The sequence below is a fragment of the Nostoc sp. genome, assembly GCF_036917535.1.
GTDB lineage: Bacteria > Cyanobacteriota > Cyanobacteriia > Cyanobacteriales > Nostocaceae > Nostoc.
In genome coordinates this window covers 25,206-48,569 of record NZ_JBALDA010000017.1, presented here as the reverse complement: position 1 = coordinate 48,569, position 23,364 = coordinate 25,206, and the positions used below count along the sequence as shown (strand labels likewise).

At 41.9% G+C, this 23,364-nt stretch carries 19 protein-coding genes and 3 pseudogenes; 14 read left to right on the top strand and 8 right to left on the bottom strand.

The features are described from left to right. Positions 1-10 precede the first annotated feature (10 nt). The 4 genes from V7K56_RS05855 to V7K56_RS05840 all read left to right on the top strand — a co-directional run bounded on the left by V7K56_RS05855 (position 11) and on the right by V7K56_RS05840 (position 6,536). On the top strand, positions 11-1,456 hold the full coding sequence (locus V7K56_RS05855) for an ABC transporter substrate-binding protein (RefSeq protein ID WP_334908486.1): 1,446 nt from the start codon (positions 11-13) through the stop codon (positions 1,454-1,456). A 94-nt stretch (positions 1,457-1,550) separates the two neighbouring features. Continuing rightward, positions 1,551-4,037: a hybrid sensor histidine kinase/response regulator gene (locus V7K56_RS05850; RefSeq protein WP_334908484.1), complete on the top strand. Its 2,487-nt coding sequence runs from the start codon at positions 1,551-1,553 to the stop codon at positions 4,035-4,037. A gap of 255 nt (positions 4,038-4,292) precedes the next feature. Continuing rightward, positions 4,293-5,105 carry a response regulator gene (locus V7K56_RS05845; RefSeq protein ID WP_334908482.1) on the top strand — a complete coding sequence of 271 codons (813 nt, stop codon included), beginning with the start codon at positions 4,293-4,295 and terminating at the stop codon, positions 5,103-5,105. A 762-nt stretch (positions 5,106-5,867) separates the two neighbouring features. Beyond that, a complete protein-coding gene (locus tag V7K56_RS05840) occupies positions 5,868-6,536 on the top strand; it encodes a sigma-70 family RNA polymerase sigma factor (protein WP_334908600.1) in 669 nt (222 codons plus the stop codon). A 325-nt stretch (positions 6,537-6,861) separates the two neighbouring features. On the opposite strand, the pseudogene V7K56_RS36950 reads toward V7K56_RS05840, so the two are convergent. Further along, a pseudogene (locus V7K56_RS36950) lies at positions 6,862-7,170 on the bottom strand (IS701 family transposase); the annotation flags it as partial. Continuing rightward, positions 7,170-7,334: pseudogene (locus V7K56_RS05830) on the bottom strand (IS701 family transposase); the annotation flags it as partial. The pseudogenes V7K56_RS36950 and V7K56_RS05830, both read right to left, overlap by 1 nt. A 275-nt stretch (positions 7,335-7,609) precedes the next feature. On the opposite strand from V7K56_RS05830, the gene V7K56_RS05825 reads away from it, so the two are divergent. Further along, positions 7,610-8,137, top strand: coding sequence for an adenylate kinase (locus V7K56_RS05825; protein WP_334908480.1), 528 nt, complete (start codon positions 7,610-7,612; stop codon positions 8,135-8,137). 126 nt (positions 8,138-8,263) lie between these two features. Here the strand turns inward: V7K56_RS05825 and V7K56_RS05820 are convergent, their stop codons facing one another. Next, the gene (locus V7K56_RS05820; protein WP_334908478.1) at positions 8,264-9,832 is read right to left on the bottom strand and encodes an AAA-like domain-containing protein; all 1,569 of its coding nucleotides are present in this window, start codon (positions 9,830-9,832) and stop codon (positions 8,264-8,266) included. 5 nt (positions 9,833-9,837) lie between these two features. After that, entirely contained in the window at positions 9,838-11,280 is a 1,443-nt protein-coding gene (locus V7K56_RS05815; protein WP_334908476.1) for an AAA-like domain-containing protein, read from the bottom strand. Positions 11,281-11,485: 205 nt separating this feature from the next. Between V7K56_RS05815 and V7K56_RS05810 the strand changes: the two genes are divergently transcribed. From V7K56_RS05810 to V7K56_RS05775, 8 genes and pseudogenes are all read left to right on the top strand, one after another. Further along, positions 11,486-12,091 (top strand): TetR/AcrR family transcriptional regulator, encoded by a 606-nt coding sequence (locus tag V7K56_RS05810; RefSeq protein ID WP_334908474.1) that lies wholly within the window; start codon positions 11,486-11,488, stop codon positions 12,089-12,091. 228 nt (positions 12,092-12,319) lie between these two features. Next, positions 12,320-13,186, top strand: a complete 867-nt coding sequence (locus tag V7K56_RS05805; RefSeq protein ID WP_334908472.1) for an oxidoreductase — start codon at positions 12,320-12,322, stop codon at positions 13,184-13,186. 75 nt (positions 13,187-13,261) lie between these two features. Then, entirely contained in the window at positions 13,262-14,314 is a 1,053-nt protein-coding gene (locus tag V7K56_RS05800; RefSeq protein WP_334908598.1) for an aldo/keto reductase, read from the top strand. A gap of 174 nt (positions 14,315-14,488) precedes the next feature. Next, complete coding sequence (locus V7K56_RS05795) at positions 14,489-15,166, top strand: SDR family oxidoreductase (RefSeq protein ID WP_334908470.1); 678 nt, start codon at positions 14,489-14,491, stop codon at positions 15,164-15,166. Positions 15,167-15,208: 42 nt separating this feature from the next. Continuing rightward, positions 15,209-16,297: pseudogene (locus V7K56_RS05790) on the top strand (aldo/keto reductase). Between the two features lie 253 nt (positions 16,298-16,550). Then, positions 16,551-17,306, top strand: a complete 756-nt coding sequence (locus V7K56_RS05785; protein WP_334908468.1) for an SDR family oxidoreductase — start codon at positions 16,551-16,553, stop codon at positions 17,304-17,306. Positions 17,307-17,707: 401 nt separating this feature from the next. Further along, entirely contained in the window at positions 17,708-17,911 is a 204-nt protein-coding gene (locus V7K56_RS05780) for a hypothetical protein (RefSeq protein ID WP_334908466.1), read from the top strand. A gap of 31 nt (positions 17,912-17,942) precedes the next feature. Then, positions 17,943-18,122: an aldo/keto reductase gene (locus V7K56_RS05775; RefSeq protein WP_334908464.1), complete on the top strand. Its 180-nt coding sequence runs from the start codon at positions 17,943-17,945 to the stop codon at positions 18,120-18,122. Positions 18,123-18,511: 389 nt separating this feature from the next. On the opposite strand, the gene V7K56_RS05770 is transcribed toward V7K56_RS05775, so the two are convergent. The 3 genes from V7K56_RS05770 to V7K56_RS05760 all read right to left on the bottom strand — a co-directional run bounded on the left by V7K56_RS05770 (position 18,512) and on the right by V7K56_RS05760 (position 20,999). Beyond that, positions 18,512-19,531, bottom strand: a complete 1,020-nt coding sequence (locus V7K56_RS05770; RefSeq protein WP_334908462.1) for a GMC family oxidoreductase — start codon at positions 19,529-19,531, stop codon at positions 18,512-18,514. Between the two features lie 369 nt (positions 19,532-19,900). Beyond that, complete coding sequence (locus V7K56_RS05765) at positions 19,901-20,500, bottom strand: hypothetical protein (RefSeq protein WP_334908460.1); 600 nt, start codon at positions 20,498-20,500, stop codon at positions 19,901-19,903. A 370-nt stretch (positions 20,501-20,870) separates the two neighbouring features. Further along, positions 20,871-20,999 (bottom strand): DnaB-like helicase C-terminal domain-containing protein, encoded by a 129-nt coding sequence (locus V7K56_RS05760; protein ID WP_334908458.1) that lies wholly within the window; start codon positions 20,997-20,999, stop codon positions 20,871-20,873. Between the two features lie 157 nt (positions 21,000-21,156). Between V7K56_RS05760 and V7K56_RS05755 the strand changes: the two genes are divergently transcribed. Next, positions 21,157-21,969, top strand: coding sequence for a class I SAM-dependent methyltransferase (locus tag V7K56_RS05755; protein ID WP_334908456.1), 813 nt, complete (start codon positions 21,157-21,159; stop codon positions 21,967-21,969). Positions 21,970-22,071: 102 nt separating this feature from the next. Here the strand turns inward: V7K56_RS05755 and V7K56_RS05750 are convergent, their stop codons facing one another. Further along, positions 22,072-23,043 (bottom strand): DsbA family protein, encoded by a 972-nt coding sequence (locus V7K56_RS05750; protein ID WP_334908454.1) that lies wholly within the window; start codon positions 23,041-23,043, stop codon positions 22,072-22,074. Positions 23,044-23,364: the final 321 nt, after the last annotated feature.

The following is a 23,364-nucleotide window of genomic DNA, read 5'->3' as shown; positions in this document are numbered from 1 at the left end:
TTTTACAAAGATGACATTTAAAAGAAAAGCTAGTCAAATTGCTAAAGGCTCTCAGAATTGGACACAATATCACCATTATCGCAGATATGTGTTCATTGTATTCACACTCAGTTTGATAATTATTGCTTGTACTAATACCTCTCAATTAAAACAATCTTCAGTCACCCATTCGCCTACTGATAACACAGTTTTAAAGATTTGGTGGGATAAAGGTTTTACTGTCGATGAGGATGAAGCAATCCAGCAGTTGGTGAGCAACTGGGAAAAACAAACTGGTAATCAAGTCAAGCTTTCCTTCTATATCGGCGATGAGTTACCGCAGAAAGCGCGTAGGGCCATTTACGCGGGTAATCCACCCGATATCATGATGAGTTACGGCGCTGAGAGAGCTTTGAATCCGCATTTGGCTTGGGAAGGTAAATTGGCAGATGTAACGGATGTAATTGAGCCAGTCAAAAATCTTTATCCTGAATATGCTCTGCAAGCTGTTAATTATTATAATAATGCTGCAAAAAAGCGAAGCTACTATGCAGTTCCAATCAATCAGGCAACAGTTCACATTTTTTACTGGCGAGACTTGCTAGAGCAAATAGGTCGCAGCAAAAGCGATATCCCCAAAGATTGGGATGGTTTTTGGGAATTTTGGAAAAAAGTACAGAATGATCTGCGGGCAAAACAGCAAAAACAGCATATTTATGGGCTAGGTTTTCCTTTCTCTACCGGAGCTTCAGATACCTACATCTTTTTTGAGCATATTTTAGAAGCATACGATGTGCAAATTCTCGACTCCAAAGGTAAACTCCTGATCGATGATCCAAAGGTGAGACAAAAAATTGTCCAGGCATTAGATTGGTATACCAAATTTTACCAACAAGGTTATGTGCCACCAGATGCACTCAATTGGTTAAATCCAGATAATAATCGCAACTTGCTCAACCGGATGGTGGTGATGACTCCTAATAACACGCTCTCAATTCCTTGCTCTGTTCGTCAAGATGCCGACACCTATCGCAATAAGCTTGGCATCTTAAAATTTCCCAACAAACCCAACGGCAAGCCAATGCGTTATCTACTCACACTTAGGCAAGCAGTTTTATTCGCTGATTCCCAACAACAGAAAAAAGCTTTGAATTTTCTTGCATATCTCACTCAATCACAGGTGATAGGTAAGTATCTAAAAGCTGCTGGAGGCTGTAATTTACCAGTCATCAAGACACTTTGGCAAGACCCATTTTGGAAAAACCCAGCTGACACACACATTTCAACTGCGGTCAAGACGGTGACGGAAGGTTCAACGCGGTTGTTTTATTATGTCCAAAACCCAGCATACAGCGTAGTGTTAGAGGAGAATATTTGGGGAAAAGCTCTTAATCGAATAATTGTAGATAAAATTTCTTCAGAGCAAGCAACCGATGAGGCAATTAAGCAGATAAAACAAATTTTTGCTCAATGGTAATCAATAATTATTTATATTAACTAAAGGAATAGCTTATCTGCATGAATAATAAAAAAGATAAATATCTTTAAAAGAAGAAACAACTTGTAAATATATGAAGTTATGGAATCAGCACCTAACTGTTAAAGTTGCCAGTTCCTTCTTATTCCTATCCTTGGTGACTGTAGGTGTAGTAGGAGGATTTGCTTTTCTCAATGCCAAGGAAGCTCTGAAGCAAGCTGCTTTTGAACGACTCAGTGCTGCTGCCACTCTCAAAGAAGAAGAAATTACCCGTTGGTTTGAAGATCAAGAACGAGACTTTCTCCTAGTAACTCAGTTTCCAGACGTACAAAATAATTTTCAAATACTTTTAAATTCTCAAGCAGGTGACGCAAATCATCGTCAAGCTTACAAAATTCTTTCAGATTATCTCGCAAACATGGCGGAAATCAAGCCAAGTCTTGGAGAAATTTCCATTCTTGACCGGAGTAATCGGATTATTTTATCTACTAACAAACAGCGTGAAGGTGAATATGAAATTTCAGCTAACATCACCTATATTGAACAGATTCAGCCAGGAGACTCTTTTGCCCCCATCTTCTATGCCTCACCTATTACTGGGAAGCCATCAGTTACTTTTGCAACGCCCATACGTAATGCAGCTAAGGTACGCCAAGGTGTTCTTTTAGCTGATTTGAATTTAGACAAAATAGATCAGATTGTCCGGGAACGTACAGGCTTGGGTAAGAGTGGCGAAACTTATTTAGTTGGTTCTTTAGTAACTAAAAACGCTTTTATTTCTAAAGATAAAGATAAAACACAAACACCAGACTTTTCTCAAGGAGTTAGCAGCCAAGGTATTGATGCCGCAATGAGTGGAATTAGCAGTCAAGGGCTTTATCCAAACTATGCTGGAGTGTTAGTAATTGGGGTATATCACTGGCTCAATGACCAAGACCTAGCCTTAATGGTGGAGATGAACCAGGAAGAAGCCTTCGCGCCGGCTCGGCGATTAGCAGGGACAATGATGCTAGTGGGATTCTTATCAATGGGATTTCTATTGATTGGAGTGTCTTGGCTAACGCGACAGTTAAAAATCTCTGGCGAACAATTAGAGAATTACAGCCATAGATTAGAAGTAAAAGCCAAAGAAGCCGAAACTGCCAACCTTGCTAAAAGCGAATTTCTCGCAAACATGAGTCACGAACTTCGTACTCCTCTTAACAGCATCCTTGGCTTTACTCAGCTACTGTCCCGCGATTCTTCTATCAATGCTTCTCAGTTGGAACATTTAGAAATTATCAGTCGCAGTGGCGAGCATTTGCTTACCTTGATTAATGATGTGTTGTCAATGTCCAAAATTGAAGCGGGTTTAACGACACTGAATAACAATAGCTTTGACTTATATACTCTACTTGATTCACTTGAAGAGATGTTTCAAATTAAAGCGGAATCCAAAGGTTTACAGTTGATGTTTGAACGTAGACCTGAAGTTCCTAGATATGTGCAGACAGATGAAAGCAAATTACGTCAAATCTTGATTAATCTCCTTGGTAATGCTATCAAATTTACTGAAGAAGGTGGCGTGAGTTTGCGAGTTAGAATTGAGGAAAAAAGTAAACTACAGCAACAAGAAGAATCACAAGCAAGAAAAAACTCCCATCCCTCATTCTTCTGGCTTTATTTTGAAGTCGAAGACACTGGCCCAGGGATTGCATCTGCTGAAATTGAAAAGTTATTTAAGCCTTTTGTGCAAACAGAAGCAGGTCGAAAATCTCAACAAGGAACAGGTTTGGGTTTAACTATTAGCCAACAATTTGTGCATCTCATGGGGGGAAGTATTATTGTTAGCAGTACTTTGGGTCAAGGAACAATTTTTTCTTTTGATCTCCAAATTAGTCTAGCAGAAGTAGCTGAAGCTCCAATTCAACAGGTAAAACGACGAGTAATTGGTTTAGAGCCTAATCAACCGAAATACCGAATCTTAGTAGTTGAAGATAAATGGGAAAATCGCGAACTCCTAGTCAAGATGCTAGTATCCCTTGGCTTCGAAGTTCGTCATGCTGAAAATGGTCAAGAAGGGGTGACTCTTTGGGAAACTTGGGAACCACAACTGATTTGGATGGATATGCGGATGCCTGTGATGGATGGGTATGAAGCTACTAAACAAATTAGAGCTACTTTAAAGGGTCAAGCTACTGTCATTATTGCCTTAACTGCTAGTGCTTTTGATGAGGAACGGTTCGTGGTTTTATCGGCTGGCTGCAACGATTTTGTACGTAAGCCGTTCCGAGAAGAAGTAATCTTGAATATGATGTCTAAATATTTAGGGGTGCGTTATGTATATGCAGAGAAACCCCTTCAAAAAGACGAATTTACTGAAAATTCCGACCTTAAACTTTTATCATTAGAAGAGATGCTGGCTCAGATGCCCACTGAGTGGGTAGCACAGCTACATCAAGCGGCACTGTGTACTGATGAAAAGCTGATTTTTAGCTTGCTTGAGCAAATTCCTGAAGAATCTGCTCTTTTGACAAACACTCTATCTGATTGGGTTAATAACTTTCGTATTGATAAAGTTATTGATTTAACACAACTGTAAGAAATGATTTTTGAATCAGAATTCAGAAGTCAGAATTCAGGAGTCAGAACAAGAAAGTGGAGGATTGAGACCCGCCAGTAATTAAAGATCGCTAAATCTTTGTGTAGCGAACGAATGCACCAGAAGATTTGGTGGGGATCTTAAACCCATTCACCAGTCGGACTCCAATTAAATTCTGTTAGCGGTAGCGGGGCGTTTAACCCATTCTGATTTATGACTCCTGAATTCTTTTTTAATAAATTAGTTCTAATAAATATGGATAACCATCAAGTTCAACTACCAAAAGCAAATATTCTTGTTGTTGATGATACACCCGACAATCTGCGACTTTTATCCGCTATGCTAACTCAGGTTGGCTATGAAATTCGCAGAGTCATTAACGGACAAACAGCTTTAAAAACAGCACAAGCTGCACCGCCCGATTTAATTTTGCTTGATATCATGATGCCAGAAATGAATGGCTATGAAGTTTGTCAACACTTGAAAGCCTCGGAGAAAACCCGCGACATTCCAGTGATTTTTATTAGCGCCTTGGATGAAGTTTTTGACAAAGTTAAAGCTTTTGCTGTCGGGGGAGTGGATTATATTACCAAACCTTTTAGTGAAGAAGAAGTTTTTGCCCGTGTAGAAAATAACTTGACTATCCGAAGGTTGCAAAAACAACTGACCGAGCAAAATATACTTTTGCAACAGGAAATTAGCGATCGCCAAAAAGCCGAGTCAGCACTGCGCCTTAGTCAGTTTTATCTAGATAAATTTAAGGATTCTATCTTTTTTGTAAATTCGGATGCCCAGCTAGTTTACGTGAATGAAGCCGCCTGTTGTCATCTTGGCTACTCCCGCACCCAATTGTTGACCATGACTGTTTACGATATAAATCCAAATTTTTCGACAGTTGCTTGGCGATCACACTGGGAGGAAGTTAGACAAAAAGGCTCTCTCACTTTTGAGTCTACTCAACGAACCCAAGATGGTCAGGACATAGCCGTGGAAATAACTGTCAATTATCTGGAGTTAAACGGACAGGAATACCATTGTGCGAATGTCCGCGATATCACCTCCTACTAACAGCATTTCAGCAAGCTGTAAAATATTTTATATCAAAAGTTCTGTAAATGAATAAGTAGTCTGAGATTGCTGGAAAATACCTTTAGTCAAGATTTCTAATCTAAAACTGCTAACACAGGAGAAAAAAAGATTTTTTCTGACGTTACTGACATTCTTTACATAAATTAATAAAACTTTGACGGCAAAATTCCTGACAAATTATGACTTTTTCATACTGTTAAAAAGTGAGTGATCCACTTAAATTAAAAGTATGGTCAAAGTAAACTTCAATCCAAAACCTCAAGAACGTCTAATAAGTAGAAGCAGAAGGGAAAACCCCAACAGTAACAGGTTCTTCTGATTTGCATTTTACATTTAATTATTCTTACTGAGTTGATTATGTGGATTGAATTGAGTCGGTGAGTAAAAGTGTATTGTCCATTGCAATCATGCTGTGTATTACCTCTAGTATTTGACAGATAATGACAGCATCAAAAATCAAGCAAAGAGATGCTTGGCTACTGCATCAAGCCTGCAAAGTATATAGAAAAAAGAAACTTCAGGAAAGAAAATAAGATGCGAAAAAATAGTATAAACCAAGATTTTATCCCGTCTGAAAAAGCAATTCATCGCTATATTCAGGTATCTGAGCAAGGAAATATGGATAGCATTGCTGTTAAAACTGATGATGTGAGCAACAACTCTTTGACTGTAGAAGATGTTACTACTGATTTAGATATTCAGAGTCATTCATTACCAGTAAACCAGAAAGTCAGGCATCTGTTGTTTAGCACCTCAGTTAAAGAGGATCTAAATGAACAGCTAACATCCTTAGTTGCCCAAGCCTGTAGATATTCACCTGGAAGTCGTCAACGTCAGAAGTTGCTCACGCAAATCATTCGTTTGACACAAGGTAAACTATGGAAGGAAAATACTCCCTACTATCAAGACGCACTGCAACAAACTTGGTTGTATTTCTGCCGCAACGTTTGTGATGGTCTGACAGGTCAAGCCTATGACTCTACTCAAGGTAGTGTGATTAGTTGGCTAGATGCTTACCTAAAACGCAGACTACAAGACTTTTATCTCAACCAAAACCGGGAAAAAGCCACAACAGTCTCCTTTGGGGTTCGTCAGTTGAAATCGGGTGAGATTGGTGAAACTATTGACCCGATAGATAATATACCAGCTACCCCCCAAACGCCTCCCATTTTGGAAAACCTAGAGATATGGGTGAAGACAGACTCGGATATGGAACTACGTAGTACTCACATTAAAGGACGTCCGGACGTAAATTGTCAGGTATTAATTCTCAAACGCTTACCCGCAGAAGTTAGCTGGAAAGAATTATCTGAAGACTTTGGGCTATCAATTGCGACATTAAGCAGTTTCTACCAACGCCAGTGTCTACCACGGTTGCGGAAATTTGCTGAGATAGAGGGTTTGTTATGACCAATACAATTCAGTTAAGGCTCAAATCCATGTAATCGAGCTATAATTCCCAAAGATCGAAAGAAAGTGTCACGTATCTTAAAGAATTCTTACTGCTGTCTTTCAAGATACAAAGTACGAGATATTCAAAGCAATAGAGACAGCCATCTTAGCACAAATCATTGAACAGGCGATCGCAAATATAACTATTCTTAGGATTGTTAGTTAATTGGATGCAATTGTCTGAGTTTTCTTTAGCAGTAATAGATATAGCGTAGATGATGCCAAAAATAAAATATCCCTCTTCTGTCACTTTCCGAGATAAGCAAGTAGTTCAGGAGCTAAATCATCCAGAAGCATAAGAGGGTTTAAATTGATTCATTGCAGCAATTAAATGATTGAATCCCAATAATAAATGTGAATTAGGGAAAATACTTAACCAGGGATAAATCAACCAAAATAGTAAAAGTGGTTGGATAATGAGACGTAGATTATTTAAAGTATTCTTCCATCCAAATTCATGGTTCCATTGTGGATGGTTAGAAAAATCAACATCATTATTTTCTTGTGTCTCAATCTCAAGTTGACAAGATTGATTTAAACCTAAGAAGGCTGGAGAATTTAAACTAATCATCGTGTAAACACAAAAAATAATCGTTTTATCGTTGATATTATCCCCATGTGTAAATATTTCAAGCACTCATAATTCCTTACTTCTTTAAATAAGTCTTTATACTCTGTACAATATTCGTCTACGATCGCAACTGTTGGGTGGGCGTCTCTTGCCAAATGTTTCAGGATTTGTAATTCTACATCCATTGCTCTACCTACCTTCCAGAGTTTTTTCTTCTAATCCTTTTATTTAGAATACCCGGAAAGTGACAGAAGAGGGATATAGCGGTTCCCAACCTGGTGAGGTACGTTTTCAAAGCTACTAAGCTTGTTAAACAAGATTTGAATGTACCTCAGTTGCTTAAGAAACGCTATAGTACATTTTACACTACTTTATGTATTATTTAAGTATTATAAAAGAAATTCTTTCTTGACAACCCTTGTTGCCTGTTGAACTAAATTGCCCTAAAACGAAAATGGTTATGAAAAAAGTAGCAGTATTTGGCAATGCTGGAGGTGGTAAATCAACTCTGAGCAAGAAATTATCAGAAACTACTGGTTTACCACTTCACGTTTTGGACAAGATAAAGTATCTCGCTGGAGGTGCTGAAGTTACTCATGAAGACTACAAACATATCCATCAGGAAATTTTACAAACTCAAAGATGGATTATTGACGGTTTTGGTTGCATGGAAACACTCTGGCCAAGACTTGATGAAGCGGATACTCTGGTTTTTGTCGATTTACCACTATATGTCCATGTTTGGTGGGTAACTAAGCGATTCATCACAGGTTACTTTCAACCGCCTGAAGGCTGGCCACAAAATAGTCCTATATTGAAAAGTTCGCTTAAAAGCTACCGTGCGCTTTGGTTATGCCACAAATTTTTGACTCCAAAGTATCGTGAATATATCAAACAAGCTCAAAACAGCAAAAGTGTTTATCATATTCGCTCAACTAAAGAGATTTTAGACTTTTTTGAATTAATTCAAAATAAAATTAACTCTTAAGAGGCTATTTATAAAGTAAAAATAAAATTATTGTAGGAGAGCCAGTGCGCCCTTGCGGTTCCTCATAAAATTCTAGACACTGGTAGCGAAGCAGCATTTCTTGCAAATTGCGAATTGGTATTACGGCTAATGTAGTAATTGCTTTGAGGTCGCTGAACAGTGTTTTTTATACTCGAAAGTGACCATTCCCAATCCTAAAACAACTATCAATGCCCAACCGAATGCGCCTAGAAAAAATAATCTTTGAAATCTAGCTGCTTTTTGCTCTTGAACTAGTCTAGCTTTAACTTCTTTAGTTCGTTCTGCTTCTAACCATGTCTCAACTTCTCGCCGATCGCATTCTTGGCTAGCTGCTAAAAACTGATAATCCAAATCACTCAAGCTTTTGCCTTGTGACCAAGCTAGAGCTTCATATAAAGCTGTCCCGCGTAATAGTCGGGAATTATCACAGCGATCTGAGGCTACCCAAGCGTTGAATGCTTGGGAGTAGGGTCGTAATTTTGCTAATTGTTTTTCTACCCAAGTTTGGTTAAAAACCTCTTCATAAATCCGGTTCTTTACTATTAGTTGCCCTTCCTGCTTGGTTACTAAACCCGACAACAGCAGTTCTATTTGTTCTTCTCCATCATCACAAGCTACCTGAATTCCTTGTAAAATTTGCTGGTACAGTCCCAGCAAACCTCCAGCACGCTGCTCATTTATCAGTAGGCGATCGCGGATTGTTTTCAAATGCTCTGGATCGTCTTTTGCTTCCCATTTCTCAATAATATGGGTTTGCACTAGTTTTTCTAAAATTAACAAGGGAAATTGGTAATAAAAATTTATTAAATGTTGATTAATAATCGGTAAATGGTTATCTAATTTATAACGCTCAACAACTTCTAAACTTCTCTGCTCTTCAACATCCTTGCTTCCAGAGTTTCTTTCTTGCACTACTATCTGACAGAGCTTTTGAGTCAGAAATGGCTGACCATTTGTCCAAGCTAAAATTTCTTTGAGAACCGCCATCGGATTAGCTACTTTACTTTCTAACCCTGCTACTAATGGTTGAACTTCCGATAAATTAAAGCCATGCAATTCAATAGATTTACCAATATTAAATGGGGTACAATTGCGATCGGCAATCAAATTTGAAGGGGTTGCTACTCCAAACAGTGCCCAAGTTAGGCGATTATATTCTGGATTTTCTGCCCGTTGATTGTAGCATGAGCGAATTAAAGTAAAAAAATCGACAACAGGGAAATTTAAACCTAAAACACTATCAATTTCATCAATAAAAATAAATATTTTTTCAGTTTTGAGTTCAACTAACAAAATGTCTTCAACAAATTGGCTCAATCGCTGTAATGCGGGTAAATCTTCACGCTCCGACCACCAATATTTTATATTAACTTTGCTAAAAAGATTAAAGCTTCTTAACAAGTCAACTACTATACCCTTATACCATTGAGCAGGAGTAATATTGCCGTTGCCGATGCGAGTCATATCGATAGAAGCACAACTGTAGCCTGCTTGTTCTAATCGATGCCTTGTTTGTAACCGCAAGCTAGATTTACCCATTTGCCGAGAACTAAATACATAACAAAATTCACCTTGAATTAAAGCATTATAAAGTTCAAAGTCAGCCTGCCGTTCTACATAACTAGGAGCATCGACTTTGAGACTGCCACCAATTTGATATTCGTATTTATTCATAGCGTTTAAGCTAATTGCTCTTGGAAATACAGCTGATATAACTCACAGCTAGGCATTGCCTGATTTCCTTCAAGTTTTATCAGACCCATACTTTCTAATTTATAGGCAGCGATCGCTTCTAATTGCACACTTGTTGAAGAGGTAACTACCCGTTTAAGTGCGATCGCGAGTTCTGGATGTTCTTGGAGATTTGCTAGATGATGCCGCAAATAGTTGCTATAGATGCCGGCAATTGTGGAAGCCTCTTTTAGTAGCTGTTCTAGGGTAACTGCTTGATGTCCCAGGTTATAAAGAGCCAGACGAGCTAGATAAGGATGACCACCAATCATTGCTCGTAGAGGAGCCAGCTTTTCCAATCCTTTCTCACTTTTGGCCCAATCGAGTCCATGACGCACTGCCAATTCTTGCATCTGCTCTAAACTAAATTCTGGTAACTTAATTGGTAGTCCCACATTGAAAGGAGATTGATTAATATCTAACGGGATATAAGCTTCAGTGGCATGAACTACTATTAGTCGGAGTTTTTGCCAGATTTCTAATTCGGAAGCATCCTCATACCAAGAACGCAGTAGTGGGAGAAAATCTCTAGAAATTTCTGGATACTCAAAAACTCGATTCACTTCATCCAAAGCTAAGACTACTGGAGCGTCGATTTTCTCTAGTAAATACTCCTGTAAATACAATGTGCAGCTAACTTTGCTACCAATATCTTCATCCCAATAATCATCCAGTCTGATTTCTAGGTTCAACTGCCGACTGACGTTAGCACAAAACCAGCGTAAGAATTTTTCTAAGCTAGTGAAAACTTGACTATCTGCCCTCTGTAAACCGATTTGTACGGTGTGTACCCCAGTCTGTTTGGCCTGAGTAAGAATTCTGTGCATTAGGGAAGTTTTTCCCATTTTGCTGGGGGCTTTGATTCTGATTAGGCTTCCAGGTTTATTGATTTCTGCATATGTGCGTTCTTCAATTGGCGGACGTTCTATGTAAAAAAAGGAATTTAGGGGCACTGAGCCACCAGGAATTTCTAAGAAGTCGGGATTAAGGTCTGGGGTTTTTCTCTCGTCTTGCTTTTTGATCGCTAAAGAAGACCCTGATATCTGATCTTTGACTCTGCTTGTTGCCTGAGACTGTCTCAAGACTGGTGGCACAGTTTGTAGTTTTTCTGACAAAACGCTATTTTGCGTAGGCAAAGCCTGCCGGAGGCTTCGCCGTCTCAATACTGACCGAAAATTACTTTTTGTCACCTCTTCCCCGAAAGCTTGTGAAAGTAGCTTCCATAACTTAGAACCAACATCTTTTATATAATTGGCATCGTAACCACAGCTTTCTGCGATATCTGGATAAGTTTGTCCTTCCCAAGCTTTACGAAATATTATTTCCTGAACATCACTTAAGCCATGTTCAAGAAATGTATCTAAAATTACTATTGCTTCTTCTATATTCATTTGTAAAGAGAATAAAGTTTGTTTTAAATAAGACTTTAGCGGAATTATTCATACTTTTTTCAGTATTTATTTAAATTTAAACAGTTAACTTCATTTCCACCCATCCGTGAGAGGCTAAGGTAACTGCACTTTTGTCAACCAGTTAAAATACTTAAAATATGGCAATTGTACTAAATTGTCCATTAGACTGCGTTAGACTAATAGTATGTCTAAACAACACACTACGCGCCAAAAACTCCTTGATACAGCCCTCGAACTCATTTGGGCAAGTAGCTATGGAAATGTGACCATCGATGATATCTGCAAGGCGGGGAAGATTAGCAAAAGTAGCTTTTATCACTTCTTCAAAGGTAAAAGCGAACTTGCAGTAGCTGCTTACCAAGCGCATTGGGAGAAGATTGTGCCAGAGTATGATCGCATGTTCTCAGCCCTAATTCCGCCTCTCAAACGCTTGGCAAATTTCTGCACCTATCTAGAAGAAAGAACGCGCCTACTGTCTGATAAGACAGGTAAAGTTTTTGGATGTCCATACATGCTTGCTGGCGCGGAATTGAGCTTGATTGATGAAGATATGCGTAGACAAATTCAGCTTTTATTTAGTCACATCGTTCATTACATGGAACAAGCATTGCGTGATGCCAAATATGAGGGACTCATCGACCAAGCAATCAATCCTCAGATGATGGCTGAAGACCTTTATGCTTTTGCGCTCGGTCTTCAACTTCAAGCTAAGGTTCGCAACGAGCCTGACCTACTAAAGCGGTTAGAGCCAACCATGATGGCAATGATTGGTGCTAAACCTACGTCTTAAGAGAGATAACCTTCCTATCTGCTAATTGTACTATTTAGTTCAGTAGCTTGCTTGCCATTCACAAAATCTAAAAGCAAAAAGCAAGGAATGAGTTTCGCTGAATTGAACAATTTAGTCCATTTGAGAGAAAACGTTGAAGCTAGTTTTTCCAACTTCACCCCTTTTTTGTCCTTTGATCGGACTGTTTAGTACATCTCTGCAAACTAGCAAATTGAAATGAGGAATTCTATGATGACTAACCACAATGCAAAAGTTTGGTTTATTACTGGCTGTTCGACCGGATTTGGCAGAGCGTTAGCGGAAGTTGTGCTCAAGCAAGGCGATCGCCTTATCGCCACTGCCCGCAAGCCTGAGCAATTGAGTGAATTGGTAAACTCCTTTCCAGATACAGCAAAGGCTGTTCGTTTGGATGTAACAAATCGCCAAGAAGTTGACGAGGCAGTAAACACGGCGTTAAGTACCTTTGGTCAAATTGATGTCTTGGTCAACAACGCAGGCTACGGATTGTTAGGAGCGATCGAAGAAGTTAGCGATTCAGAAGTTCGTGCCCAATTCGAGACTAATTTCTTTGGAGCGCTAAATGTGACCCAAGCCGTTCTAACACATATGCGGAGCCATCATTCTGGGCACATTCTCAACATTTCCTCTGTGGGGGGATTCAGTGGCTTCACAGGATTTGGGATTTACAACGCGACAAAATTTGCTTTGGAAGGCGCTTCTGAGGCGCTGGCACAAGAAGTTGCACCCTTTGGCATTCATGTCACCATTGTCGAGCCAGGAGGATTCCGTACTGACTGGGCAGGACGTTCGATGGTACGCTCTGCTTGCGAAATTGAGGATTATGCCGAATTGAGTGGTCAGACTCGAAACTGGATGGATCGAGAAGATGGCAATCAAGTGGGTGATCCTGCACGAGCCGCTACCGCCATGATTGAAGTGGTTAATTCCTCGCAGCCACCCCTGCGCCTCGTACTTGGTGCTGACGCACTAGAACGGATTCGAGGCGAACTCCGCTCGGTTGCTGAGGAGTTGGATCGATGGGAAGCCACCAGTGTAAATACAGCTTTTTCTCAAACCGCTAGTTTCGCAGTCTAACCAATCTCGTGTAAGCAAGCATTAAAGGCAAGCAGAAGTATTCAATTAGCAACTTTAGTGAAAAAGGATATCAACATGCGATACAAATTGTTGGGTGAAAGTGGACTTCGGGTTTCTGAACTGTGCCTCGGCACCATGACCTTTGGCGATGATTGGGGTTGGGGCGCACCCAAAGACACCAGCCACCAGATGTTTGATGCCTTTGTCGAAGCAGGCGGCAACTTTATCGATACGGCAAATCCATATACCAATGGCAGCAGTGAGAAGATCGTCGGTGAACTGATTGCATCTGATCGAGAACGTTTTGTGGTGGCAACGAAGTATTCGTTGGCAGACCAGTTGCCCCCGACTGGTAAGAATCCGAATGGTAGCGGCAACCATCGCAAGAACCTGATGCGATCGCTCGAAGGCAGTTTGAAACGATTGAACACAGACTATGTTGATGTCCTCTGGCTGCACGCTTGGGATTTCACGACTCCAGTGGAAGAAGTAATGCGAACCTTTGATGACATGGTGCGGCAAGGCAAGGTGCTGTACATTGGCATTTCCGATACGCCTGCCTGGATTGTGTCGGAAGCAAATACCCTTGCTCGATGCAATGGCTGGACGCAATTTGTCGCGCTGCAAATTGAGTATAGTCTGGTCGAGCGCACGCCAGAACGCGATTTGTTGCCGATGGCAAATGCATTTGATCTGGCAGTCACCCCGTGGTCGCCTCTGGCTGGAGGTGTGCTATCGGGGAAGTATAGTCAGGCGAATGGTGACGGTCAGGCAACCTCGCGCGGCATGGACATTCCAGAGCGCAGTTTGCAGATTGCTCATCTGGTGGGAGAGATTGCTCAAGAATTAGGGCGATCATCATCTCAAGTAGCACTTGCCTGGATTCGTGCCCAGAGTCCGCAGATCATTCTAATTTTGGGGGCACGCAAGCTGGAGCAATTGCAAGATAACCTCAAGTGTTTGGAGCTGACACTCTCAAATGAACATTTGCAAAAGCTCAATCAAGTCAGTCAGATCGAATTGGGCTTTCCCCATGATTTTCTGAATAGAGACATAATCCGTGGCAACTCATTTAACGGCATGTATGACTTGATCGATCATCCCCATAATCTCACCAAGAACCCTTGAGAGGGCAAGGGCGTTGATGTCAACGAAGTGATTGTCTGCTAAACAAATAGCACGGTACGAACAAGAAGAAACCATCATGATGCTTGAGAATAAAGTCGCCTTGGTCACAGGAGGCACATCGGGAATTAGTCAAGCAACCGCGATGTCTTCGACAAGCCGCTTTGCGTCTACGCAATGGGTGCGGCGGGTGCAAAAGTGGTCTTTTCAGGTAGACGCGAAGCCGAAGGCGAAGAAACTGCTAAGCTGATTCGCGATGCTGGAGCGGAATGCTTATTTGTGCAATCGGATGTATCGAGCGAAGCGGATGTGCAAGCTTTGGTGCAAAAAGCGGTTTTCACCTACGGCAAGCTCGATTGTGCATTCAATAATGCTGGCATCGAGCCTCCTACTCAGGTTCCCTTACACAAACAACCCATTGAGGATTTTGACAAGCTGATGTCGATCAATGTCCGGGGACTCTTCCTGTGCATGAAGTCCGAAATTCAACAGATGCTAAACCAAGGAGCAGGCGTGATTGTGAACAATTCATCCATCGGTGGTTTAATTGCATTTCCAGGAATGTCTCCCTATATTGCCAGTAAGCACGCAGTCATGGGACTGACGCGCTCTGCTGCGCTCGACTACGCTCAACAGGGCATTCGGATTAATGCGGTCAATCCTGGACTGATTGCGACTGCGATGCTGGATCGCTTAACGGGTGATCAGTCTAATGACTCTACGGCTATGGTTTCAATGGGTCGTCTGGGTCAGGCAGACGAAATTGCTCAATCAGTCATTTTTCTGTGTTCTGATGCTGCCAGCTACATCACGGGACAGACAATCGTCATTGATGGAGGATTCACCGCACATTGAGTAAGATTTCGATTCTTGGCTTTCACTGAAACAGACTTGTACATGTCTCAAATTCATTCAGGAGAATTCATCATGCGCTACAAATTATTAGGCAATAGTGGTTTACGAGTTTCTGAGCTTTGCTTAGGAACCATGACCTTTGGTGAAGATTGGGGGTGGGGCGCACCATTTGATGAATGTAAAACTATCTACGAAGCCTTTCGAGAGGCAGGGGGTAACTTCATCGATACCGCTAATATCTACACTAATGGGACAAGCGAGAAATATGTGGGCGAACTGATCACCTCAGAACGAGACGCGATCGTCCTTGCCACGAAATATTCCAACGGAATATCCAGTTCTGATCCCAACGGTGCAGGCAATCATCGCAAACGCATGGTGCAATCCGTCGAAGCCAGTCTCAAGCGGTTGAATACCGACTACATCGATCTGCTCTGATTGCATTCCTGGGACTTTACGACGCCACCCGAAGAAGTGATGCGATCGTTCGATGATTTGGTGTAGCAAGGCAAAGTGTTATACATTGGCATCTCAGATGCTCCAGCTTGGGTGGTCGGAGTTTGTAATACGATCGCTGATCTGCGCGGCTGGACACCCTTCATCGGGCTGCAAATTGAGTACAGTCTGATTCAGCGCACCGTCGAGCGAGAACTGTTGCCAATGGCATGGACGCTCGATATTGGCGTTACTGCTTGGTCACCCTTGGCAAGCGGTTGGCTGACTGGAAAGTACACCAAAGACAGTGGCAGCCAGGAATCAAAGCGACTGGATAGCGAGGGGATGTCCGCCTTTGTGCAGCAGAACGATCAGAATCATGCGATCGCCCGTGCTGTCGATGCGGTTGCGACTCAAATGGGCTGTAGTTCCGCTCAGGTAGCTTTAGCTTGGTTGCTCCATCAAAACACGATTCCGATTGTGGGTGCGCGCAAAGCAAGCCAAGTGCAAGACAATCTCGACTGCGTGAATGTGAAGCTGTCAGATCAGCAGTTGGCTCAACTCGATCAGGTGAGTCAGATTGAACTCGGCTTTCCGCACGATTTCCTCAATCAGGAAACGCCACAGTCGTTCACTTTTGGTGGGCAATTCAAAGCGATCAAGAATCATCGCTATACACAATTTCATTCCAGTTAAAAACGAGCGTTAATTTGTGCGATCTCACTTGGTTCAATTTTACAGGGGTGAGTTTCAAGTTCACATCGCCCAAACATTTGGGCTTGAAGACGCAGCACAGGTGCAGTCAGCGATGAAACAGCACTATCTGGGCAGGATCATGCTACGCGTCAGCGGCGAATAAGCGCCGATTGAATTTCCAGCTTTTGCAACAACGTTACTCTCAACAAACTCTGACATCCTTCATTTCGATATCTTTGCAGGAAAAATACCGATGAATCTCACAGACAACACCATCCTCATTACTGGCAGCACAAGCGGCATCGGTCGTGCGCTTGCCGAGGCGTTCTATCAACGCGGTAATCAAGTCATTATCGCGGGTCGCCGTCAACCTCTCCTCGACGAAATCACCGCTGCTCACTCCGGGATGCACGGGATTCAACTTGACGTTCAAGACCCGGCGGATATCGAAGCCTTTGCGTCCCGCATTCGAGAACAGTTCCCTAAACTCAATGTTCTGATCAACAATGCCGGAATTTCTAAGCCGGAAGACCTCACCTCAGACTCGATCGATTTCTCGGTGGTGCAGTCTGTGATTCAGACTAATATTATTGGTGTACTTCACCTCACGGCGTTACTCCTTCCGACGCTCAAACAGCAGCCGCATTCAACGATTATCACCACCACCTCCGACTTAGCTTTCGTTCCCCTGAGTGGATACCCAACCTATTGTGCGACCAAGGCTTTTCTGCACTCCTGGTTGCAGTCGCTCCGCGTTCAGCTTCAAGAAACCTCTGTGGAGGTTCTTGAACTCGCCCCAACATACGTGCAAACGGAACTTGGCGGTCCTAGACAGGCGACTGATCCTGCTGCAATGCCACTTGCTGACTTTATTGCTGAAGTGATGCAGATTCTCAGCACTCCAAACCCGCCCCACGGCGAAATCCTTGTTAATCGTTCCAAAGCCTATCGATTTGCCGAAAGGAACGGTGATTATGAGCAAATGTTCGCGAGCCGCAACGAACAATAATCGACGCTGGGAATCTATCGCTCAGTAGGAGAGGTCTTTGATTGCACGCAGCGACATTAATGAGAAATGGACTCTCGGAATTGCTTTCGTTAAATCACTCAAAAACTCTTGGAGAAAGTAGCAACATGTCTAACCTACATTCCGCACCCTCAACTGTCACAATCGGTTTTTACTGTTTTTTAGAACAAGACAGAGCTAGTTTATATACTTAATTTCCTTGTTTTAACGGAGATAAAAAGTTTTATTAGCATAATTTATAGCTGACAACCTAGAAAAAATTAAGTGATTATGCTGTGTGACACCTTAGGGTGCGGAATGTGAGGTCTAAGCAAACGAACCTTGGCGGCAGTTTTACGCTGCCGAACACCTCAATCACGCTGAAGCGCATCGGCTATGGTGCCATGCAACTTGCGGGTCCGAATGTAATGGGTGCGCCGCGAGATGTAGATGCAGCCGTTGCTGTTTTGCGCGCAGCGATCGCACTTGGCATGAATCACAACGAGCGACTTCTACGGACCTCACATCACAAATCAGATTATCCGACAAGCTTATGTGCGGTTCTTCCCGCTGGGTGGGTTCACGCCGCTACAATCCTCGGTACTTGAAAGCGCCGCCAAGTCTTTAGACGCAACACCGATGCAAGTAGCGCTGGCATGGTTGCTTCAGCGCTCCCTCAATATCTTGCTGATTCCCGGCACGTCATCAGTTGAGCATCTGCGTGAGAATATCAAAGCTGCGTCACTGCAACTTCCACAGCAAACGGTGGTTGATCTCAACGCGATCGCGGCAAGACCTCTGGCTGATCAAGCAATTTAATTTTCTCGTCAACAATGCTGAAGTAGGTCTGTCTGCATCCTCTACAGAACAGAGTTTAACTCTTGTGAGTGTGGTCTTAGCCTGACAGATCTGGTAGAAGAGAGAATCAAGACTTAGGCGTAGTTAAATATCTCCGAAAGCCAGTCTTAAAGCTAGATTTATCGCTTTTTCCTGCACCTTCTTGACAAAAGTGCATTTACCTTAACCTGTCAACAATGTTCAGAGCTTTAGTTTTCCAGTTTTGGCTACAAACTTTAGTTACTGTTAGAAAATAAAGGCTCAAAGCTCAACTAAATCAAAGTTTCAGTATCAAGCTGACATTATTATTTTCCGAGAGTGACAAAAGAAAGCTATATTCTGATACTCATGAACTAACCCTCGACCGTTTTCTACAGAATTGCTTTGCGTACTTGCTGTGAAACGCCACCTTCGGCTTTTATTAAATCGGCGGCTTTTTCGCCGATCATAATTGTCGGCGCGTTAGTATTTCCCGTAATTAAAGTTGGCATAATTGATGCATCAACAATCCGCAACCCCTCAACCCCATGTACTCGGAGTTCGGGATCTACAACCGCCATTGGGTCAGTTCCCATTTTGCAGGTGCCGACAGGATGATACCCCGTAATGCAAACTGAGCGGATGTAATCGATGAGTGCTTCATCGCTAGTCACCTCTGCACCGGGACCGACTTCCTCACCTCGAAATTCATCAAAGGCACTTGTATCAAATAATTGGCGCATTATTTTAACTCCTTCAATGACCTTTTGCACATCGGATTGACTTTGGAGAAAGTTCATCCGAATAATCGGTGGGTCTTTGGGATCAGGTGAGGGCAAGCTGACACTACCAATGTTTTGAGGATGAGTCAAACTCACCGTCACCGTGAATCCCACACCATAATCGGTATAGGTAGGAACTCCCCATAGAATTGAACCGAAGAAAAACTGTAAATCTACAGCAGGGTCTTGAATATCGGTCACGCTCAACTCACCATCAACCCCGTGGTATGCGTCGGCACCGTGTTGCTGGTTCTCAGATTTCTTGAAATAGGGCAATACATCTTGGTACGACCAACCAGGATTCCCTAATGACTGCCAGTGGTCATAATCGTGATGATTCCCCCGGATATAAATCATGGAATTAATCGAACTGCTACCACCCAAGACTTTGCCACGGGGACAAAAGATTTTGCGGTTATTCAGGTACGGTTCTGGTTCGGAGAAATATCCCCAGTCTACCTCCGAGCCGTATAGCTTGGGATATGACAACGGGATTTGAATCTCTGGTTTAGTATCTTCTTTGCCAGCTTCTAGTAATAACACGGTTGTTTCACCGTCTTCTGTCATCCGGTTGGCAACAACGCAGCCTGCCGAACCCGCACCAATCACTATATAGTCATATCGAGTCATAATATCCTTGCTTATCCCTCTTTTATCAGTCTTGAAAAAATTAACGCATTTTCGACGTTTCAGCTAAGGAAAAATTAAGGTTTTACCCCAGAGTTACTCAAGAGGGTTATAAATTCAACTACCTCAAGAACTGTAACCTGAAGATTGGTTAAAGCTTGAAGTTTACGAATCTAACTGTTGCATATAGATACAGCAGATTTCAAGAAGCGTTAAGTACACTATCTAGGTTTCAAAGCTATGCACAGAGCCTATTCTCTAAATTCACCAATTATGCTGTATATAGAATTTCAATGACTACACAACTTGCATTTGGGTTTTAAGTATCATTCCATTAGTTCGAGAAACTCTACCATGGTCTTGTTAGTTTTATCAGCACTTGTCATCTTTTATGCAGTAGCTGTGCAAGTAGTTGTTGACTTGCTCCCGTCCCTCTATCCTCGGATCGAAACTAGGAGGATAAACTGCAATCGAGATGCAGGGCGAATCGGCTGCGCTGTTAGTGAATTCAAAAGCGATGCCCTTGTCAGAATACATTGTTTTACTGCCTTTTAACGGGCGCGCGTTGGGGAAGTGACGGAGGATTTGCGCTTTGGTACTTCCAGTGGAGATCCCGTCAGACGTATGAAACGAGGGAGACGTAATTTCAATTTGATTAATGAAAACACCATGAGTCGGTGCATTTAGCCGTGCTGCGTTGGCAACTGTATGAATGTAAAGCGTATCGCTTCGCTGGCCTTTCTTTTTTGAAACCCAGACGAGTTTGGTTTGTTGCATTGATGTATCACTAGCAGCAGCTTCGGGTAGTTTGTTTAGGTAGAAAGCGCCATTCCTACCGAGGTGTGTCTGCCCAATGCTTTGACCTGGAATAATCAGATAGTCATCGGTAATAGCTAATGCAGGCGGCAGCGTTGCCATGCCCAATGCGGTAGCCAGACTGAAAACCGTCAATATATGTCGTTGTTGTTTCATTTTGTCTTTATTAGAACAGAAGATTTGCTATAACTTTTCTAGAGCCTTTTTGTCTAAGAATTTTTTTGGTTCAAGATTTGCTCAAGTAAAAGTTTCACAGAATACAAAGTATCCTAACGTAGGCGTAGCCCTCCGTAGGCATCTCTTTTGGTAGAAAACTTTTTGGTTTAGTGAGTTTAGCTGTATAGGGCTACAATATTAATCTGTGGCATTCCAGATTTGGCTCAAATATTGTAAAAAAATATTCCATTGCTATTGCTCTCAACAATCAACGCTTTAAACGGAATAATTTATTTTTTGGAGTTCCCTAAAATACCCCCCTGCTTCAAGCTTGCCCGAATTCATTCCACTGTTGTACAACGCCCATGCCTCAATTTAGAAGTTGCCATTGGCTGCGACCTGTTTTCAAATACCCGCTTTCTATTCCTGCTTCCGATGAAAGCGATCGCACAGCAACTTGAAATTTTGACATTTCCAAGCTGAACAAAACAACAGGCAACTTATACGTGGCATCATCTTCACGACTAACAATCTGCCTAGCATCCTATGCATCTTATATAAAAAAGAGACTAGACTATATTGTATTTGCAGTTTATTTTTCGTTCCCAAGTTGGAGTATAAGAACGCCAGTAACAAGTGTAAGTAGGAGATGATTTATGCCGAGATGGAACGCAGAGAAAAAACAAGCGTATCGAACGGAGGTAATTCAACGCATCACCGCAGCGATGCCTTCAGTAATGCAGGAATATGCCTCAATTAATTGGGCGGAGGAACTCAAAGGCTACCATACTGAGCATGAATATTACCCTAACTACATCCACGCTCCCATTCATGGGGCAACTGATTCCTACACCAACCCTCAATCGTGCTTAAGTTGGGATGCTGCTATGGATGCGATTATTCCCCTTAGCCACAATGTTAGTTGCCAGCAGTTGCGCGAGAAAATGGCTGAACTAATTCCTCAAGACGCTCAAATTGAGACGGTGCTAGAGCTTGGTGCAGGTACGGCGGGTGGAGCGCTGACTTTGGCACGGCGGTTTCCCCAGGCCACTTTTCGCATTACTGATGTTTCACCTTATATGCTGGTGATTAGTCAGCACAAGTTTAACAAGGCTGGATTGAGCGAGCGAGCTGACTTCGAGCAGGTGGACGCTCGTAACACTGGCTACCCTAACAACTCCTTCGATCTTGTCACGTCATCACTACTCTTCCACGAGACACCTAAAGAATGGACGCCTAAGATTCTTAAAGAAATGTACCGGATTACCAAACCCGGTGGTTGGGTACTATACGCTGACACCTATCGGGGTGAATACGCCCTGAACGCTTCTTTTCAAGAACCGTGGTTGGATGACTTTATCCATTTCAACTTCGAGTACGAGTTTGCGAAAGCAGGTTTTACAGAACTCAATTACATCCGCTATGCCGTGGGTTTGTGGTATATGGTTGGCCGGAAGCTAGAAATATGAAGACAAAACAAGTAGTAGGGAAGGGGTGCTAGGGGGGTTAGTTTGGGAGGCTTTGATGTTATCAAAAATACTTTTCAACAAAAGCGGATCTACATTGAGCATTTAATCCGAACGATCAAAATCTTTCGGATTGTCTAACACTGTTTTATAATCGACTTTGACACGAGACAGTATACTTTCCATTTCTGATAACGTCACTGCACCAGCAAAAGTCTCACCATTAATGAAAAAGAAAGGAGTACCTTTAATTCCTAACTTTTCAGCTATCTGTTGATCTTTTTCAATCACAGCACTTACTTCCTGTGAATTACGTTGTTGATTAAACTCTGACAAATCTAGTTTGAGTTTTTTAGCAAGTGCAACATATAGTTTCTCACCCAATTTATTTTGCTGGGCAAATAAAGCATCTTGATATTGCCAAAACTTTCCTTGTTTATTAGCAGCCCAAGCAGCTTTGGCAGCAGGTATGGCTTCAGGATGAATTGAGGTCAAGGGATAATGCTTGTACACTAATGTAACTTCATCTTGATGACGAGCCATGAACTGCTTCAATGTTTGATGAGCCTTGGCACAGTAAGGGCATTGAAAATCTGAGAACTCGATCAACACAATCTTTTGTTGTGTTGCACCAGTCACAGGAGATTCACCAATTACACTGCTGGGATTTTCTCTAATTTGCTGCTTGATGTAGTATTGAGCTTGTTGCTGCTGCTGTTGTTTTTGCAGAGATTCAGCTTGTAAAGCTTCCCTAACTACTTCTGGATGATTGCGAATAATCTGCAAAACTTCAGTTTCTAACTTTGGATTAATCAGATTACTATTGTCTGCTTGATTGACAATGGTATCGGCTTGCACAGGCGTTGACCAAATAACTAATGTAACGCAAATAAATAAAACTCCTGCTAACTGGACTGAGCGCCTCAAGCAAGCAATTAGAGACTTCCAAGAAAAAAATTCTCCAATTCTGTGGAATCGGTTTCCAGCCCGCACTATATAAAGACGGGCTGGAAGCCCATCCCACAAGAAATAATTTGGATATTTTTTTATTTGGAAGTTTATTAACTTGCACTGCATATTTATCATATTCATCAATTTGGAACACTGAATAATGGTAAAACGTTTAATTTAAGTGATTTACAACAATTTTTATGTATTTAAACCACAATTTTGTTTCATCCTTTGCGCTTTTACACATCTGCGTTAAATAAAAACAATGTGATTCCTTTACCTAAAAATTGCCGTAAAATACGATACCAGTGGTCAATTTCTAAATTTTTTGAGCACCGATCTATATCTCTTCTAAGAAATCATATTTGCTTCGGGCTGAAGAACAAGCTCAAAACTTAAAGCAAGAGTTTTTTTCTGGAGTTATTGATGACTGCTTCTTGGTAAGTT

What these genes read in the sequence shown, in the direction of transcription:
- V7K56_RS05755 (WP_334908456.1), top strand. Translation starts at nt 21,157, where the DNA reads ATGCCGAGATGGAACGCAGAGAAAAAACAAGCGTATCGAACGGAGGTA.
- V7K56_RS05820 (WP_334908478.1), bottom strand. Translation starts at nt 9,832, where the DNA reads ATGAATAAATACGAATATCAAATTGGTGGCAGTCTCAAAGTCGATGCT.
- V7K56_RS05780 (WP_334908466.1), top strand. Translation starts at nt 17,708, where the DNA reads ATGCAACTTGCGGGTCCGAATGTAATGGGTGCGCCGCGAGATGTAGAT.
- V7K56_RS05795 (WP_334908470.1), top strand. Translation starts at nt 14,489, where the DNA reads ATGGGTGCGGCGGGTGCAAAAGTGGTCTTTTCAGGTAGACGCGAAGCC.
- V7K56_RS05845 (WP_334908482.1), top strand. Translation starts at nt 4,293, where the DNA reads ATGGATAACCATCAAGTTCAACTACCAAAAGCAAATATTCTTGTTGTT.
- V7K56_RS05810 (WP_334908474.1), top strand. Translation starts at nt 11,486, where the DNA reads ATGTCTAAACAACACACTACGCGCCAAAAACTCCTTGATACAGCCCTC.
- V7K56_RS05750 (WP_334908454.1), bottom strand. Translation starts at nt 23,043, where the DNA reads ATGCAGTGCAAGTTAATAAACTTCCAAATAAAAAAATATCCAAATTAT.
- V7K56_RS05785 (WP_334908468.1), top strand. Translation starts at nt 16,551, where the DNA reads ATGAATCTCACAGACAACACCATCCTCATTACTGGCAGCACAAGCGGC.
- V7K56_RS05805 (WP_334908472.1), top strand. Translation starts at nt 12,320, where the DNA reads ATGATGACTAACCACAATGCAAAAGTTTGGTTTATTACTGGCTGTTCG.
- V7K56_RS05855 (WP_334908486.1), top strand. Translation starts at nt 11, where the DNA reads ATGACATTTAAAAGAAAAGCTAGTCAAATTGCTAAAGGCTCTCAGAAT.
- V7K56_RS05770 (WP_334908462.1), bottom strand. Translation starts at nt 19,531, where the DNA reads ATGACTCGATATGACTATATAGTGATTGGTGCGGGTTCGGCAGGCTGC.
- V7K56_RS05815 (WP_334908476.1), bottom strand. Translation starts at nt 11,280, where the DNA reads ATGAATATAGAAGAAGCAATAGTAATTTTAGATACATTTCTTGAACAT.
- V7K56_RS05775 (WP_334908464.1), top strand. Translation starts at nt 17,943, where the DNA reads ATGCAAGTAGCGCTGGCATGGTTGCTTCAGCGCTCCCTCAATATCTTG.
- V7K56_RS05765 (WP_334908460.1), bottom strand. Translation starts at nt 20,500, where the DNA reads ATGAAACAACAACGACATATATTGACGGTTTTCAGTCTGGCTACCGCA.
- V7K56_RS05825 (WP_334908480.1), top strand. Translation starts at nt 7,610, where the DNA reads ATGAAAAAAGTAGCAGTATTTGGCAATGCTGGAGGTGGTAAATCAACT.
- V7K56_RS05800 (WP_334908598.1), top strand. Translation starts at nt 13,262, where the DNA reads ATGCGATACAAATTGTTGGGTGAAAGTGGACTTCGGGTTTCTGAACTG.
- V7K56_RS05850 (WP_334908484.1), top strand. Translation starts at nt 1,551, where the DNA reads ATGAAGTTATGGAATCAGCACCTAACTGTTAAAGTTGCCAGTTCCTTC.